The organism is Streptomyces sp. NPDC005181 (genome assembly GCF_040608395.1).
Classification (GTDB): Bacteria; Actinomycetota; Actinomycetes; order Streptomycetales; family Streptomycetaceae; genus Streptomyces.
In genome coordinates, this window is record NZ_JBEXID010000007.1 from 1 (window position 1) to 15,508 (window position 15,508).

General features: G+C 67.0%; 10 protein-coding genes, 1 tRNA gene and 1 pseudogene. 9 read left to right on the forward strand and 3 right to left on the reverse strand.

The window, feature by feature from the left end; translation table 11 throughout:
* Nucleotides 1–109 precede the first annotated feature (109 nt).
* A complete protein-coding gene (gene polA / locus ABZV38_RS06905; protein ID WP_356325328.1) occupies nt 110–2,818 on the reverse strand; it encodes a DNA polymerase I in 2,709 nt (902 codons plus the stop codon).
* A 156-nt stretch (nt 2,819–2,974) separates the two neighbouring features.
* On the opposite strand from polA, the gene ABZV38_RS06910 reads away from it, so the two are divergent.
* The 7 genes from ABZV38_RS06910 (at nt 2,975) to ABZV38_RS06940 (ending at nt 12,189) form a co-directional block, all read left to right on the forward strand.
* Nucleotides 2,975–5,251, forward strand: a complete 2,277-nt coding sequence (locus ABZV38_RS06910; RefSeq protein ID WP_356325329.1) for an FdhF/YdeP family oxidoreductase — start codon at nt 2,975–2,977, stop codon at nt 5,249–5,251.
* Between the two features lie 176 nt (nt 5,252–5,427).
* The gene (locus ABZV38_RS06915) at nt 5,428–5,898 is read left to right on the forward strand and encodes a hotdog fold thioesterase (protein ID WP_326603079.1); all 471 of its coding nucleotides are present in this window, start codon (nt 5,428–5,430) and stop codon (nt 5,896–5,898) included.
* A 622-nt stretch (nt 5,899–6,520) separates the two neighbouring features.
* Nucleotides 6,521–7,744 (forward strand): branched-chain amino acid ABC transporter substrate-binding protein, encoded by a 1,224-nt coding sequence (locus ABZV38_RS06920; RefSeq protein WP_356325331.1) that lies wholly within the window; start codon nt 6,521–6,523, stop codon nt 7,742–7,744.
* 107 nt (nt 7,745–7,851) lie between these two features.
* Nucleotides 7,852–8,784, forward strand: coding sequence for a branched-chain amino acid ABC transporter permease (locus tag ABZV38_RS06925; protein WP_356325333.1), 933 nt, complete (start codon nt 7,852–7,854; stop codon nt 8,782–8,784).
* A gap of 5 nt (nt 8,785–8,789) precedes the next feature.
* Nucleotides 8,790–10,574, forward strand: coding sequence for a branched-chain amino acid ABC transporter permease (locus ABZV38_RS06930; protein WP_356325335.1), 1,785 nt, complete (start codon nt 8,790–8,792; stop codon nt 10,572–10,574).
* An 8-nt stretch (nt 10,575–10,582) separates the two neighbouring features.
* Nucleotides 10,583–11,476, forward strand: a complete 894-nt coding sequence (locus ABZV38_RS06935) for an ABC transporter ATP-binding protein (protein ID WP_356325638.1) — start codon at nt 10,583–10,585, stop codon at nt 11,474–11,476.
* Nucleotides 11,473–12,189, forward strand: a complete 717-nt coding sequence (locus ABZV38_RS06940; RefSeq protein WP_356325337.1) for an ABC transporter ATP-binding protein — start codon at nt 11,473–11,475, stop codon at nt 12,187–12,189. Before ABZV38_RS06935 ends, ABZV38_RS06940 begins: the two co-directional genes overlap by 4 nt.
* A gap of 77 nt (nt 12,190–12,266) precedes the next feature.
* Here the strand turns inward: ABZV38_RS06940 and ABZV38_RS06945 are convergent, their stop codons facing one another.
* Nucleotides 12,267–12,926: a response regulator gene (locus ABZV38_RS06945; protein ID WP_356325339.1), complete on the reverse strand. Its 660-nt coding sequence runs from the start codon at nt 12,924–12,926 to the stop codon at nt 12,267–12,269.
* Between the two features lie 93 nt (nt 12,927–13,019).
* Here ABZV38_RS06945 and ABZV38_RS06950 point away from each other — a divergent pair.
* Both ABZV38_RS06950 and ABZV38_RS06955 read left to right on the forward strand, forming a co-directional pair.
* A tRNA-Leu gene (locus ABZV38_RS06950) sits at nt 13,020–13,103 on the forward strand.
* Nucleotides 13,104–13,188: 85 nt separating this feature from the next.
* Nucleotides 13,189–13,976 (forward strand): annotated as a pseudogene (locus tag ABZV38_RS06955) (helix-turn-helix domain-containing protein).
* 8 nt (nt 13,977–13,984) lie between these two features.
* On the opposite strand, the gene pyk reads toward ABZV38_RS06955, so the two are convergent.
* Nucleotides 13,985–15,418, reverse strand: a complete 1,434-nt coding sequence (gene pyk / locus ABZV38_RS06960) for a pyruvate kinase (protein ID WP_356325341.1) — start codon at nt 15,416–15,418, stop codon at nt 13,985–13,987.
* Nucleotides 15,419–15,508: the final 90 nt, after the last annotated feature.

The following is a 15,508-nucleotide window of genomic DNA, read 5'->3' on the forward strand; positions in this document are numbered from 1 at the left end:
CATCGCCCCACCCAAACACAAAAAAAAACACAAAAAAACAATACTTGTGGTCGCCGGCCGATCGGGCCGGACACCCCTCCGCCCGTGCGGGCGCCGCGTCACTGCCGTGTCAGTGCGCCGCGGACTCCCAGTCCGCGCCGACACCGACCGAGACATCGAGCGGGGCACGCAACTGCACCGCCGTCGACATCTCGTGGCGCAGGATCTCCTCGACCTGCTTGCGCTCGCCCTTGGCGATCTCCAGCACGATTTCGTCGTGGACCTGGAGCAGCATCCGCGACTTCAGCTTCGCCTCGGTCAGCGCCCGGTCGACGTGGAGCATGGCGACCTTGACGATGTCCGCCGCCGTGCCCTGGATCGGTGCGTTGAGCGCCATCCGCTCGGCCGTCTCGCGTCGCTGCCGGTTGTCGCTGTTCAGATCCGGGAGATAGCGGCGGCGGCCGAAGACCGTCTCCGTGTAGCCGGTGGCCCGGGCCTCCTCCACTACCCGGTGCAGATAGTCACGGACGCCGCCGAACCGCTCGAAGTACGTGTCCATCAGGCCGCGTGCCTCGCCCGCCTCGATGTTCAGCTGCTGCGAGAGACCGAACGCGGAGAGGCCGTACGCCAGTCCGTAACTCATGGCCTTGATCTTGCGGCGCATCTCCGGGTCGACGGCGGACTTGTCGACGCCGAAGACCTGCGACGCGACCGTGGTGTGCAGATCCTCGCCGGACGTGAATGCCTCGATCAGGCCCGCGTCCTCCGACAGGTGGGCCATCACCCGCAGTTCGATCTGGCTGTAGTCGGCCGTCATCAGCGTCTCGAACCCGTCGCCGACGACGAAGCCGCGCCGGATCGCCCGGCCCTCGTCGGTGCGGACCGGAATGTTCTGCAGATTGGGATCGGTCGACGAGAGCCGGCCGGTCGCCGCCACCGTCTGGTTGAACGTGGTGTGGATACGGCCGTCCGCCGCGATCGTCTTGACCAGGCCCTCGACCGTGACCCGCAGCTTCGCCTGCTCGCGGTGGCGCAGCATGATGACCGGCAGCTCGTGCTCCGTCTGCGCGGCCAGCCACGCCAGCGCGTCCGCGTCCGTCGTGTAACCGGTCTTCGTCTTCTTCGTCCTGGGCAGGCCCAGCTCACCGAAGAGGACCTCCTGCAGCTGCTTGGGCGAGCCCAGGTTGAACTCGCGGCCCACCGCCCCGTGCGCCTCCTTCACCGCCTGCTGCACGGCGCCGGCGAACTGCTGTTCCAACGATTCGAGATGCTCCCGGTCGGCCGCGATGCCGTGCCGCTCCAGGCGGGCCAGCAGCACAGACGTCGGCAGCTCCATGTCGTGGAGCAGCTCGGCCGCACCGACCTCCTTCAGCCGGGCGGTGAACGCCTCCCCGAGGTCCAGGACCGCACGGGCCTGCGCCATCAGCGCATCGGCCTCCGCCTGGTCGTCCGCGCCGAACGCCAGCTGCCCGTCCGCCGCCGCGGGGGCCAGCTCCCGGCCCAGGTACTCCACCGACAGCGCGTCCAGCGCGAACGAACGGCGGCCGGGCTTGACCAGATAGGCAGCCAGCGCCGTGTCCATCGTGACGCCCTCGACCTGCCAGCCGTGCTCGGGGAACACCCGCATCGCACTCTTCGCGTTGTGCATGACCTTCGGCTGCCCGGCGTCCGCGATCCACGCCGCGAACGCCCGCTCGTCCGCCTCGTCGAGCCGCGCCGGGTCGAACCACGCCGCCGCCCCGTCGGCCGCGGCCAGCGCGATCTCCGCAACACTGCCGACGCCCAGCGCCCACGCGTCGACCGTGGCAACACCCAGCGGCTGCCCGCCGTGCTCGGCCAGCCACGGTGCGAGCTCGCCCGCAGCCAGCACAGCACCGTCCAGCTCGATGCCCGCAGCAGGCGCCGGAGCCTCGTCCTCCGCAGCCCCCGGGTCCACGGCGAGCAGCCGCTCGCGCAGGCTCGGGTTACGGATCTCCAGCACATCCAGCACACCCGTGACCGCCGAGCGGTCGTACGGCGCGCGCTCCAGGTCCTGCGCAGTCTTCGACAGCTCCACGTCACGGACCATCTCGGTCAGCCGCCGGTTCAGCTTCACGGACTCCAGGTGGTCCCGAAAATTCTGCCCGGCCTTCCCCTTGACCTCGTCCGCACGCGCGACGAGGTCGTCGAACGACCCGAACTGGTTGATCCACTTCGCCGCCGTCTTCTCCCCGACGCCCGGAATGCCCGGCAGATTGTCCGACGGGTCCCCGCGCAGCGCCGCGAAGTCCGGGTACTGCTGCGGGGTCAGCCCGTACTTCTCCTCGACCTTCTCCGGCGTGAACCGCGTCAGCTCCGAGACACCCTTCGTCGGGTACAGCACCGTGACGTTGTCCGTGATCAGCTGGAACGAATCCCGGTCACCGGTGACGATCAGCACCTCGAACCCGGCCGCCTCCGCCTGCGTCGCCAGCGTGGCGATCACATCGTCCGCCTCGAAACCATCGACCGCGAAACGATCGGCATGCATCGCATCCAGCAGCTCGCCGATCAGCTCGACCTGCCCCTTGAACTCGTCCGGAGTCTTCGAACGATTCGCCTTGTACTCAGGGAACTCCTGCGACCGCCACGTCTTGCGCGAAACGTCGAACGCCACCGCGAAATGCGTGGGCGCCTCATCACGCAACGTGTTCGCCAGCATCGACGCGAAGCCGTACACCGCATTCGTCGGCTGTCCCGCCCCCGTCGTGAAATTCTCCGCAGGGAGCGCAAAGAACGCCCGGTACGCCAGGGAGTGCCCGTCCATCAGGAGCAGGCGCGGTCGGTTGTCTGCCGTCTTCTTCGATGCCGTCTCAGCCACGCCCCCGATCCTGCCACGGACCACTGACAATCCGGACCGCACACCACTCGCCCGTCACACGCCCCGCGCCGCGTGACACGATCGAAGACAGGAACAACCACAGGAACGCATGCAGCGACACCGCGCAGGTTCGCAGCTGGCTCAAAGGGGAGCGCAATGGCCACCAAGCCGCCCACCGGTGACCCGGTTCAGGACGCACCGAACGTCGAACCGGCCCAGCATGCCGCCGCCGGAATTCCCGCCGTCGCCCACAGCCTGCGCATCGCCCAGCAGCAGATGGGCATCCGCCGCACCGCCCAGACCCTCCTCAAGGTCAACCAGAAGGACGGCTTCGACTGCCCCGGCTGCGCCTGGCCCGAAGGCGACAAACGGCACACCGCCGAATTCTGCGAGAACGGCGCCAAGGCCGTCGCCGAAGAAGCGACCCTGCGCCGTGTCACCCCGGACTTCTTCGCCGCACACCCCGTCGCCGACCTCGCAGGCCGCAGCGGGTACTGGCTCGGCCAGCAGGGCCGCATCACCCAGCCGATGTACCTGCCCGAAGGCGCCGACCGGTACGAAGCGGTGACCTGGGAACGCGCCTTCGACATCATCGCCGAGGAGCTGCGCGCCCTCGACTCCCCCGACGAGGCGCTCTTCTACACCTCCGGCCGCACCAGCAACGAGGCCGCGTTCCTGCTGCAGCTGTTCGCCCGCGAATTCGGCACCAACAACCTGCCGGACTGCTCCAACATGTGCCACGAGTCCTCCGGCTCCGCACTCACGGAAACCATCGGCGTCGGCAAGGGCAGCGTCTCCCTCGAAGACCTCCACCATGCCGACCTGATCATCGTCGCCGGGCAGAACCCCGGCACCAACCACCCCCGGATGCTCTCCGCCCTGGAGAAGGCCAAGGCCGCAGGCGCCAGGATCATCTCGGTGAACCCGCTGCCCGAAGCCGGACTGGAACGGTTCAAGAACCCCCAGACACCCCACGGCATGATCAAGGGCACCGCACTCAACGACCTGTTCCTGCAGATCCGCATCGGCGGCGACCAGGCTCTCTTCCGGCTCCTCAACAAGATGATCCTGGAGACCGAAGGCGCCGTCGACGACACATTCGTGGCCGAACACACCCACGGCTACGAAGAGTTCGCGGCCGCCGCCCGCGCCGCCGACTGGGACGAGACCCTCACCGCCACCGGCCTCGACCGCGCCACCATCGAGCAGGCCCTCACCATGATCCTCGCCTCGAAGCGCACCATCGTGTGCTGGGCCATGGGCCTCACCCAGCACAAACACTCCGTGGTCACCATCCGCGAAGTCGTCAACTTCCTTCTGCTGCGCGGCAACATCGGCCGCCCCGGCGCCGGGGTCTGCCCCGTCCGCGGCCACTCCAACGTCCAGGGCGACCGCACCATGGGCATCTTCGAACGCCCCTCGTCCGCATTCCTCGACGCCCTCGACAAGGAATTCGGCATCACCTCACCGCGCCACCACGGCTACGACGTCGTCCGGTCCATCCAGGCCCTGCGCGACGGCGACGCAAAGGTCTTCTTCGCGATGGGCGGCAATTTCGTCGCAGCCACCCCCGACACCCACGTCACCGAAGCCGCCATGCACCGCGCCCGCCTCACCGTCCACGTCTCCACGAAGCTCAACCGCTCGCACGCCGTCACCGGCCGCCGCGCCCTGATCCTGCCCACCCTCGGCCGCACCGACAAGGACATCCAGGCGAGCGGCAAGCAGTTCGTGACCGTAGAGGACTCCATGAGCATGGTCCACGCCTCACGCGGCAACCTCACCCCCGCAAGCCCCCACCTGCTCTCCGAGCCCGCCATCGTCGCCCGTCTCGCCCGCGCCGTCCTCGGCCCCGAATCCACCACCAACTGGGAAGAGTTCGAGAAGGACTACGCCACGATCCGCGACCGCATCTCCCGCGTCGTCCCCGGCTTCGAGAACTTCAACGCCCGCGTCGCCCACCCCGGCGGATTCACCCTCCCGCACCCACCGCGCGACTCCCGCCGCTTCCCCACCGCCACCGGCAAGGCCAACTTCACCGCGGCCCCCGTCGAATACCCCGAACTCCCCGAGGGCCGGCTGCTGCTGCAGACCCTGCGCTCCCACGACCAGTACAACACCACGATCTACGGCCTCGACGACCGCTACCGCGGCATCAAGGGCGGCCGCCGCGTCGTCATGATCAACCCCGACGACGCCCGCACCCTCGGCCTCGCCGACGGCGCGTACACCGACCTCGTCAGCGAATGGAAGGACGGCACCGAACGCCGCGCACCCGGCTTCCGCATCGTCCACTACCCCACCGCCCGCGGCTGCGCCGCCGCCTACTATCCCGAGACCAATGTCCTGGTCCCCCTCGACTCCACCGCCGACACCAGCAACACCCCCGCGAGCAAGTCCGTCGTCATCCGCTTCGAGAACATCAAGGGGTAGACGTCCGGGAGCGGAACATCCGGGCGCCGGCGTCCGCGAGCAGGGCATCCGGGAGCAGGGCATCCAGGAGAGAATCCGCACACCCAACCCACTAAGCGTTCGCTCAGTCGTCTGATAAGAACGATGCACACAGCAATAGAACGATGAACCACCGCAGACGATCGGAGCCGGACCCCATGGGCGAGCACACCGCACCCAAGTTCCCCCAGGAGATCATCGACGAGTACGCCGCACTCGGCGTCGACCTGCCCGCCCTCTTCTCCGCCGGCCACCTCGGCGAACGCATGGGCGTCCAGATCGTCGAAGCCTCCGCGGACCGCGTCGTCGGCACCATGCCCGTCGAAGGCAACACCCAGCCCTACGGACTCCTGCACGGCGGCGCCTCCGCCGTCCTCGCCGAAACCCTCGGCTCCGTCGGCAGCATGCTCCACGGCGGCGCCACCAAGCTCGCCGTCGGCGTCGACCTGAACTGCACCCATCACCGAGGGGCACGGAGCGGACTCGTCACCGGCGTCGCGACCCCCGTACACCGTGGCCGCTCCACCGCCACGTACGAGATCGTCATCACCGACGAACAGGACAAGCGCGTCTGCACCGCCCGCCTCACCTGCATGCTCCGCGACGCCCCCAAGCCCGCCGCCGCCTGACGCACCGGCACCCCGCCACACCTCTGCCCGGCCCGGACCGCAAACCCGGCCGGGCAGAGCCGTATCCACCCATAACCACCCGCACAGGAACGAGCGTTGAGCGACTTCCACCCCCAACGCTCTTGACCGCGCGACCCGTTGTATGACCCACTCAACAGCCGCACGCACCCCATGGACACCACGGGGCGTGGACCGCACCACCCTCCGGCGTAACACTGCGTAACAAGCGCGCAATACCCGGGCACCGCCGGGCGGCACACAGGACCCGGCCCCGCGGCCGCCGGGCACTTCGTCGCGCCCTCACCGCCCCCCGCGACGCGACAGCACCAAGATCGCTTCAAGCGCCTTAGCAGAGCTGCGCGTTCTCAGCATGCGGTCACTTCACCGTCCAGTAAATAGCCGTACATGTCACCACAGCCACCTCAAGCCTTCCTCAACGTCATAACAAGACAGTCACATCCTCCGCCGACCCATCCCCGACCCCGCCACCTGCGCCTAGAGTCACGGCCAGTCACCGCTCCGCCGGGCGCGACTGAGATCGCGGCGCTTCCACGCACCAGCACGGCCCGGCGAGTGCAACGGCACCTCAGCAGAGGGGGCCGCGCCTGGGAAAGGATTCACCGTGCGACACCGTTCCTTGCTCATTCTCACCGCTGTGATGACCACCGGTGCTCTTACCTTGACCGCCTGCGGTTCGCGCGACGACAACAAGAGCAGCGACAAGAACACCACCGTGATCATCGGCGTGGACGCCCCGCTCACGGGCTCGCTCTCCGCCCTCGGCCAGGGCATCAAGAACTCCGTGGACCTCGCCGCCAAGACGGCGAACAAGAACAAAGAAGTCCCCGGCGTCACCTTCAAGATCCAGGAGCTGGACGACCAGGCCGTACCGGCCACCGGCCACCAGAACGCCGTGACGCTCGTCGCCAACAAGGACGTCCTCGGCGTCGTCGGCCCGCTGAACTCCGGTGTATCGCAGTCGATGCAGAGCGACTTCGCCAAGGCCCACCTCACCCAGGTCTCGCCGGCCAACACCAACCCGGCGCTCAGCCAGGGCGACAACTGGGCCACCGGCGACCTCAAGCGCCCCTTCGACACCTACTTCCGTACGGCCACCACGGACGTCATCCAGGGCCGCTTCGCCGCGCAGTACTACTACAACGACGCGAAGAAGCGGAAGGTCTACGTCGTCGACGACAAGCAGACCTACGGCGCCGGCCTCGCGGCCATCTTCTCCAAGGAGTTCGAGCGCCTGGGCGGCAAGGTCGTCGGCACCGACCACATCACGGTGAAGGAGACCGACTTCTCCAGCACCGCCGACAAGATCAAGAACTCCGGCGCCGACTCCGTCTACTTCGGCGGCCAGTACCCCGAGGGCGGCCTCCTCTCCGACCAGGTCAAGAAGGCCGGAGCAAAGATCCCCGCCATGGGTGGCGACGGCATCTTCGACCCCGCCTTCATCTCGGCGTCCGGCGTCGCCAACGACGGTGACCTCGCCACCTCGGTCGGCTACCCGGTCGAGCAGCTCGACACCGCCAAGAAGTTCATCGCCGACTACTCCGCAGCCGGCTACAAGGACCCCTACGCGGCCTACGGCGGCTACTCCTACGACGCCGCCTGGTCCATCATCCAGGCGGTCAAGTCCGTCGTCGCCGACAACGACGGCAAGCTGCCCGACGACGCCCGCGCCAAGATCACCGCGGCCATGGCCAAGGTCTCCTTCGACGGCGTGACCGGCACGGTCGCCTTCGACCAGTACGGCGACACCACCAACAAGCAGCTCACCGTGTACGAGGTCAAGGGCGGCGAGTGGGTGTCCGTGAAGAGCGAGACCTTCAAGGACTGACCACCGCAACACCCGGCACGACCCGCACTACTTGAACCAGACCGCGCGAGGGCGCAAACAGCGCCCTCGCGCGGTGTCATATCCGACACGCTTATCGGAGGCCTGCGGTGCACGAACTGCCGCAAACGCTGGCCAACGGCCTGACCCTCGGTGCCCTCTATGGCCTTATCGCCATCGGCTACACCATGGTGTACGGGATCGTCCAGCTCATCAACTTCGCCCACGGCGAGATCTTCATGATCGGGGGCTTCGGCGCCCTCACCATCTACCTCTGGCTTCCCAGCGGAACAGCCCTGTGGATGGCCATCCCGCTCATGCTCATCGGCGGCGTCATAGCCTCGGTGGCCATCGCCACCGCCGCCGAAAGATTCGCCTATCGGCCACTGCGCACCGCGCCCCGCCTGGCCCCGCTGATCACCGCAATCGGTCTCTCCATCGCACTGCAGCAGATCGTCTGGGGCTTCTACCCCGACGCCAAGAAGGCCCGCAGCTTCCCCGAATTCACCGGCGACGCCTTCAAGATCACCGACAACCTGCAGATCCAGCGCGCAGACCTCTTCCTCCTCGTCGCCGCACCCCTGTGCATGCTGGCCCTCGGCGTCTTCGTCGCCAAGAGCCGCTCCGGCCGCGCCATGCAGGCCACCGCACAGGACCCCGACACCGCCCAGCTCATGGGCATCAACACCAACCGCATCATCGTGATGGCCTTCGCCATCGGCGCCGCCTTCGCCGCGGTCGCAGCGGTCTCCTCCGGCCTCAAGTACGGCCAGATCAACTACGAGATGGGCTTCATCGCCGGCCTCAAGGCCTTCACCGCAGCCGTCCTCGGCGGCATCGGCAACATCTACGGCGCCATGCTCGGCGGCGTCGTACTCGGCCTCGCCGAAGCCCTCTCCATCCAGTACATCCAGGACATCCCCGGGATGGACAAGCTCGGCGGCGGAGCCTGGGCCAACGTCTGGGCATTCGCCCTGCTCATCGTCGTCCTCCTGGTCAGGCCACAAGGCCTGCTCGGCGAACGTGTCGCGGACAGGGCGTGATACCCATGACAAACACTCACGAGACCACCCCCGTCATCCCGCTCCCCGAGGCCGGCGCACGACTCGCCACCACCGTCGGAGCCATCGCCACCCTCGCGAGCACCTTCCTCGCCTGGACCTGGACCGACGAATTCCCCGGCAACCTCACCGTCACCGGCTACCCCGGCGGCCTCCAGGTCCTCACCCTCGTCGGCGCCGCACTCACCCTGCTGTTCGCCCTCGCAGGCCACGGCGTACGCGGCCTCGGCTGGCTCAACCCCGCAGGCAGCAACAACGCCCTGCTGCTCATCACACTCGGCACCTTCGGCACCACCTGGTACACCGTCATCGCCATCGCCCAGGAACTCGGCGGCATCGCCAACCTGGAACCCGGCGGATTCGTCGCCGCGGCAGCCTCCCTCATCACCCTGCTCGCCGCACTCGGACTGCCGCTCCACCGCGACACCGACCCCGCCAGCAGCGGCCTCAAGAAAGCACTCGCCGCGGTCTTCGGCATCGGCGGCACCAAGCTCGCCCGGCCCAAGGCACTCCCCTCCTGGGCCCAAATCCTCGTCATCGCCGCCGCATTCGCCATCGGCCTGTTCGTCGCCTCCTACGGACTCCAGGCCGAAAGCGAACTGTTCGTCGGCTTCCTGATCCTCGCCACCTTCGGCGTCGCCACGCTCTCCCGCTCCGGACTGAGCGCCCGCCTCAAGGCACTCACCACCGAACACCGCAAGGTCACCGTCATCGCCGCCTTCGCGGCAGCCGCGGCCTTCCCGTTCACCCAGAACACCGACGAGTTCACCCTCCTCGCCGTCAGCATCCTGATCTTCGCGACCGTCGCCCTCGGCCTCAACGTCGTCGTCGGCCTCGCCGGACTGCTCGACCTCGGATACGTCGCCTTCCTCGGCGTAGGCGCCTACACCGCCGCCCTCGTCTCCGGATCGACCGCCTCAACCTTCGGCGTCACCTTCCCGTTCTGGGCCGCCGCCCTCACCGGCGCCGCCGCGTCGCTGATCTTCGGCGTCCTCATCGGCGCCCCCACCCTGCGACTGCGCGGCGACTACCTCGCCATCGTCACCCTCGGCTTCGGAGAAATCTTCCGAATCACCATGGGCAACCTCGACGGCACCTCCGGCCCCAGCGTCACCAACGGCCCCAACGGCGTCCCCAACATCCCCGACCTCAAGTTCTACGGATACGACTTCGGCGCAGAACACACCATCGGCGGCTTCACCCTCGGCTCCTACGCCAACTACTTCTGGCTGATGCTGCTCTGCACGGCACTCGTCATCACGATCTTCGCCCGCGCAGGCAACTCCCGCATCGGCCGCGCCTGGGTCGCCATCCGCGAAGACGAAACAGCCGCCACCGCCATGGGCATCAACGGCTTCCGCGTCAAACTCATCGCCTTCGCACTCGGCGCCACCCTCGCCGGCCTCGCCGGCACCGTACAAGCCCACGTACAGCACACCGTCGTCCCCGAAATGTACGTCTTCGCCGGACCCGTACCGCCCAGCTCCGCGTTCCTCCTCGCCGCCGTCATCCTCGGCGGCATGGGAACCATCACCGGACCCCTGCTCGGCGCCACACTGCTGTACGTCATCCCGACCAAGCTGCAGTTCCTCAACGACTACCAGCTGCTCTTCTTCGGCCTCGCGCTCATCCTCCTGATGCGCTTCCGCCCCGAAGGAGTCGTCGCCAACAAGCGACAGCAACTCGAATACCACGAGAACGACCCCATCGACGTACCAGAACCACGGCAGTCCGAAGAATCCGGCGCCGGCATCGCCAAGGCGGGGGCGTGACAGCCGAAATGACCACCGACACCATCACCGAAGGCGCCCCCAAGCCCGGCACCCCCGTCCTTGAGGCCACCGGAGTCACCATGCGATTCGGCGGACTCACCGCCGTACGCAACGTCGACCTCACCGTCAACGCAGGCGAAATCGTCGGCCTCATCGGCCCCAACGGCGCCGGCAAGACCACTTTCTTCAACTGCCTCACCGGGCTGTACGTCCCCACCGAGGGCACCGTCAGCTACAAGGGCTCCGTACTCCCGCCCAAACCACACCTGGTCACCAAAGCCGGCGTGGCACGCACCTTCCAGAACATCCGGCTCTTCGCCAACATGACCGTCCTGGAAAACGTCCTCGTCGGCCGCCACACCCGCACCAAGGAAGGCCTCTGGTCGGCCCTCCTGCGCGGTCCCGGCTTCAAAAAAGCCGAAGCCGCATCCCACGCACGCGCCATGGAACTCCTCGAGTTCATCGGCCTCCAGGACAAGGCCGACCACCTCGCGCGCAACCTCCCCTACGGAGACCAGCGCAAGCTGGAGATCGCCCGCGCCCTCGCCAGCGACCCCGGACTCCTCCTCCTCGACGAGCCCACCGCCGGCATGAACCCCCAAGAAACCCGGACCACCGAAGAACTCGTCTTCGCCATCCGGGACAAGGGCATCGCCGTCCTCGTCATCGAGCACGACATGCGCTTCATCTTCAACCTGTGCGACCGCGTCGCCTGCCTCGTCCAAGGCGAAAAGCTCGTCGAGGGAACCTCGGAAGTCGTCCAGGGCGACGACCGCGTCATCGCCGCCTACCTCGGCACCCCCTTCGAAGGCGCCCCCGGCGCCGAAGAAGTCGCCGAAGTCGAGGCCGCCGAAGCCTCCGGAGCACAGAGCAACACCAGCACGGAAGGAAACGCCCAGTGACCGCACTGCTCGAGGTCGAAGACCTCAAGGTCGCCTACGGCAAGATCGAAGCCGTCAAAGGCATCTCCTTCACCGTCGAAGCCGGCCAGGTCGTCACCCTCATCGGCACCAACGGCGCCGGCAAGACCACCACCCTGCGCACCCTCTCCGGCCTCCTCAAGCCCATCGGCGGCCAGATCCTCTTCGAGGGCAAACCACTCACCAACATCCCCGCCCACAAGATCGTCTCCCTGGGCCTCGCCCACTCCCCCGAGGGACGCCACATCTTCCCCCGGCTGACGATCACCGAGAACCTCCAACTCGGAGCATTCCTGCGCTCCGACAAGGAAGGAATCGAAAAGGACATCCAGCGCGCCTACGACCTCTTCCCCATCCTCGGGGAGCGCAGGAAGCAGGCCGCAGGCACCCTCTCCGGCGGCGAGCAGCAGATGCTCGCCATGGGACGCGCACTCATGTCCCAGCCCAAGCTGCTCATGCTCGACGAGCCCTCCATGGGTCTCTCGCCGATCATGATGCAGAAGATCATGGAGACCATCGTCGAACTCAAGGCGGCGGGCACCACGATCCTGCTCGTCGAGCAGAACGCCCAGGCGGCCCTCTCCCTCGCGGACCAGGGCCACGTCATGGAGGTCGGCAACATCGTCCTCTCCGGCACCGGCGCGGACCTCCTCCACGACGAGTCCGTCCGCAAGGCGTACCTCGGCGAGGACTGACCCGCACCACTCCATACGGATGAGGCCCGCACCCCGATCGACCGGGGTGCGGGCCTCTTCCGTACGTACCTACGCGACTACGCGCCGTCCTTCACCGCCCGCTTCTTCTCCTCGGCATCCTCGATCAACGCCTCTGCAAGCTGCTGCATCGACAGCCGACGATCCATCGACGTCTTCTGAATCCACCGGAACGCCGCCGGCTCCGACAGCCCGTAATCCGTCTGCAGAATGCTCTTCGCCCGATCCACCAGCTTCCGCGTCTCCAACCGCTGCGCAAGATCCGCGACCTCGGACTCCAGCGCCTTCAGCTCCGCGAACCGCGACACGGCCATCTCGATGGCCGGCACCACGTCGCTCTTGCTGAACGGCTTCACGAGATACGCCATCGCCCCGGCATCCCGGGCCCGCTCCACGAGGTCGCGCTGCGAGAACGCCGTGAGCATCAGAACGGGCGCGATGGACTCCTCGGCGATGCGCTCTGCGGCGGAGATACCGTCGAGGATCGGCATCTTCACATCGAGGATCACGAGGTCGGGCCGGTGCTCCCGGGCGAGCTCGACCGCCCTCTCGCCGTCTCCGGCCTCGCCGACGACCGCGTAGCCCTCTTCTTCCAGCATCTCTTTGAGGTCGAGGCGGATGAGAGCCTCGTCCTCGGCGATGACGACGCGGGTCGTCAGCGGCGGGACGTGCGACTTGTCGTCGTCGGCGACGGGCTGGGGCGACTCGGGCGTGGTCACGGGGCTCCTCGTTCAGGGCAGGTGCTGCTGCGAGGCAGCCTACCTACCTGCTGCGTGCTTCTGTCACCAGGTACACTTCTGACCGGTTGGCAAGCCGGGTTGGCGCAACTGGCTGACGCGGAGGTCTCAAACACCTCTGTCCGAAAGGACATGTGGGTTCGAATCCCATACCCGGCACCGTCACGCAAAGCGGATGTTCACGTTCTCGTGAACATCCGCTTTTTGCTACTCACGACCACACGTCGTAACACAGGGTGGTCATGTGAACTTCCACGGCATAGCAGTGCGCCAGAAGGCGCTCAGCCTCCTCCGGTCCGGCGCAAAAGGCGCGGACGTCGCACGTCAGCTGAATGTGCCTCGCGGCACCGTCTCCTACTGGCTCCATGTTGATCGCTCCAAGCGGGGCGAGTGCCCGGGGTCACACAACCCGAAGTGCCATCGGTGTGACGGCGTCGATCTCGATGCAACCGCTTATGCGTATCTTCTGGGCCTCTACCTGGGTGACGGCCATGTAAACCAGTATTCGCAGCATCGAGTGCCCAACCTCATGATCACTCTCGACGACTCGTGGCCGGGCATTCAGGACGAGGCCGAGGCGGCGATGCGCAAGGTGTTCCGGACAACGCCACCTGCCGGGTCCGTAAAACGGGATGCCACAACATCAAGGTCTACTCGAAGCACCTTCTCTGCCTGTTCCCCCAGCACGGGCGTGGGAAGAAGCACGAACGCGAGATCGCGCTGGAGCCCTGGCAGCAGATGATCGTCGATGCGAATCCCCGGGCATTCATCCGGGGGCTCATCCACTCCGACGGCTGCCGGATCACCAACTGGACAACCCGCATCGTCGGTGGCGAGCGGAAGCGCTACGAGTACCCGAGGTACTGGTTCACCAACGTCTCGGACGACATAAGGCAGCTCTACACCGACACCCTCGACAAACTGGGCGTCGAGTGGAAGCACTGCACGCGCGCGGGCAAGAAATACAACATCTCCGTCGCCCGACGGGCGTCCGTCGCGCTCATGGACGCTCACGTCGGGCCGAAGCACTGACGACCGATCTACTTGGGGTTGTCGTCCTCGCCGATGTGGTGCACGCGCACCAGGTTCGTCGATCCCGCGACGCCGGGCGGGGAGCCGGCGGTGATGACCACGACGTCGCCCTTTTCGCAGCGGCCGATCCGCAGGAGTTCCTCGTCGACCTGGGCGACCATCGCGTCCGTGGAGTCGACGTGCGGGCCGAGGAAGGTCTCGACGCCCCACGTCAGGTTCAACTGGGAGCGGGTGGCCGGGTCCGGGGTGAAGGCCAGGAGTGGGATGGGTGAGCGGTAGCGCGAGAGTCGCTTGACGGTGTCGCCGCTCTGGGTGAAGGCGACGAGGAATTTCGCGCCGAGGAAGTCGCCCATCTCGGCGGCTGCGCGGGCGACCGCGCCGCCCTGGGTGCGGGGCTTGTTGCGGTCGGTGAGCGGGGGCAGGCCCTTGGCGAGGATGTCTTCCTCGGCTGCCTCGACGATGCGGGACATCGTGCGGACCGTTTCGATGGGGTATTTGCCGACGCTGGTCTCGCCGGAGAGCATGACCGCGTCGGTGCCGTCGATGACGGCGTTGGCGACGTCGGAGGCTTCGGCGCGGGTGGGCCGGGAGTTGTCGATCATCGACTCGAGCATCTGGGTGGCGACGATGACCGGTTTGGCGTTGCGCTTGGCGAGTTTGATGGCGCGCTTCTGGACGATCGGGACTTGTTCGAGGGGCATTTCGACGCCGAGGTCGCCGCGGGCGACCATGATGCCGTCGAATGCGGCGACGATGTCGTCGATGTTCTCGACGGCCTGGGGCTTTTCGACTTTGGCGATGACGGGGAGGCGGCGGCCTTCTTCGTCCATGATGCGGTGGACGTCGTCGATGTCTTGTCCGCTGCGTACGAAGGAGAGGGCGATGATGTCGGCGCCGGTGCGCAGGGCCCAGCGGAGGTCTTCGATGTCTTTGTCGGAGAGTGCGGGGACGGAGACGGCGACGCCGGGGAGGTTGAGGCCCTTGTTGTCGGAGACCATGCCTCCTTCGATGACGGTGGTGTGGACGCGGGGGCCGTCGACGCCGGTGACTTCGAGGGTGACGCGGCCGTCGTCGACGAGGATGCGTTCGCCGGTGGTGACGTCGGTGTGGAGGCCTTCGTAGGTGGTGCCGCAGGTGTTGCGGTCGCCTTCGGTGGGTTCGACGGTGATGGTGAAGGTGTCGCCGCGTTCAAGGAGTACGGGGCCTTCGCGGAAGCGGCCGAGGCGGATCTTCGGGCCTTGAAGGTCGGCGAGGATGCCGACGCTGCGTCCGGTTTCGTCGGAGGCTTTGCGTACGTGGCGGTAGCGCTGTTCGTGTTCGGCGTAGGAGCCGTGGCTGAGGTTGAAGCGGGCGATGTCCATTCCCGCTTCGACGAGTGCCTTGATCTGGTCGTATGTATCGGTGGCGGGACCCAGGGTGCAGACGATTTTTGCTCGGCGCATGGTTTGAGCCTAGACCTTACCTACGGGTAGCAATTTGGGTCTGCGTGTCGACTCAACAACCTTTGGGTGAAGGGTTATTGACAAGTGTTG

What these genes read in the sequence shown, in the direction of transcription:
- ABZV38_RS06915 (WP_326603079.1), top strand. Translation starts at nt 5,428, where the DNA reads ATGGGCGAGCACACCGCACCCAAGTTCCCCCAGGAGATCATCGACGAG.
- pyk (WP_356325341.1), bottom strand. Translation starts at nt 15,418, where the DNA reads ATGCGCCGAGCAAAAATCGTCTGCACCCTGGGTCCCGCCACCGATACA.
- ABZV38_RS06930 (WP_356325335.1), top strand. Translation starts at nt 8,790, where the DNA reads ATGACAAACACTCACGAGACCACCCCCGTCATCCCGCTCCCCGAGGCC.
- ABZV38_RS06910 (WP_356325329.1), top strand. Translation starts at nt 2,975, where the DNA reads ATGGCCACCAAGCCGCCCACCGGTGACCCGGTTCAGGACGCACCGAAC.
- ABZV38_RS06935 (WP_356325638.1), top strand. Translation starts at nt 10,583, where the DNA reads ATGACCACCGACACCATCACCGAAGGCGCCCCCAAGCCCGGCACCCCC.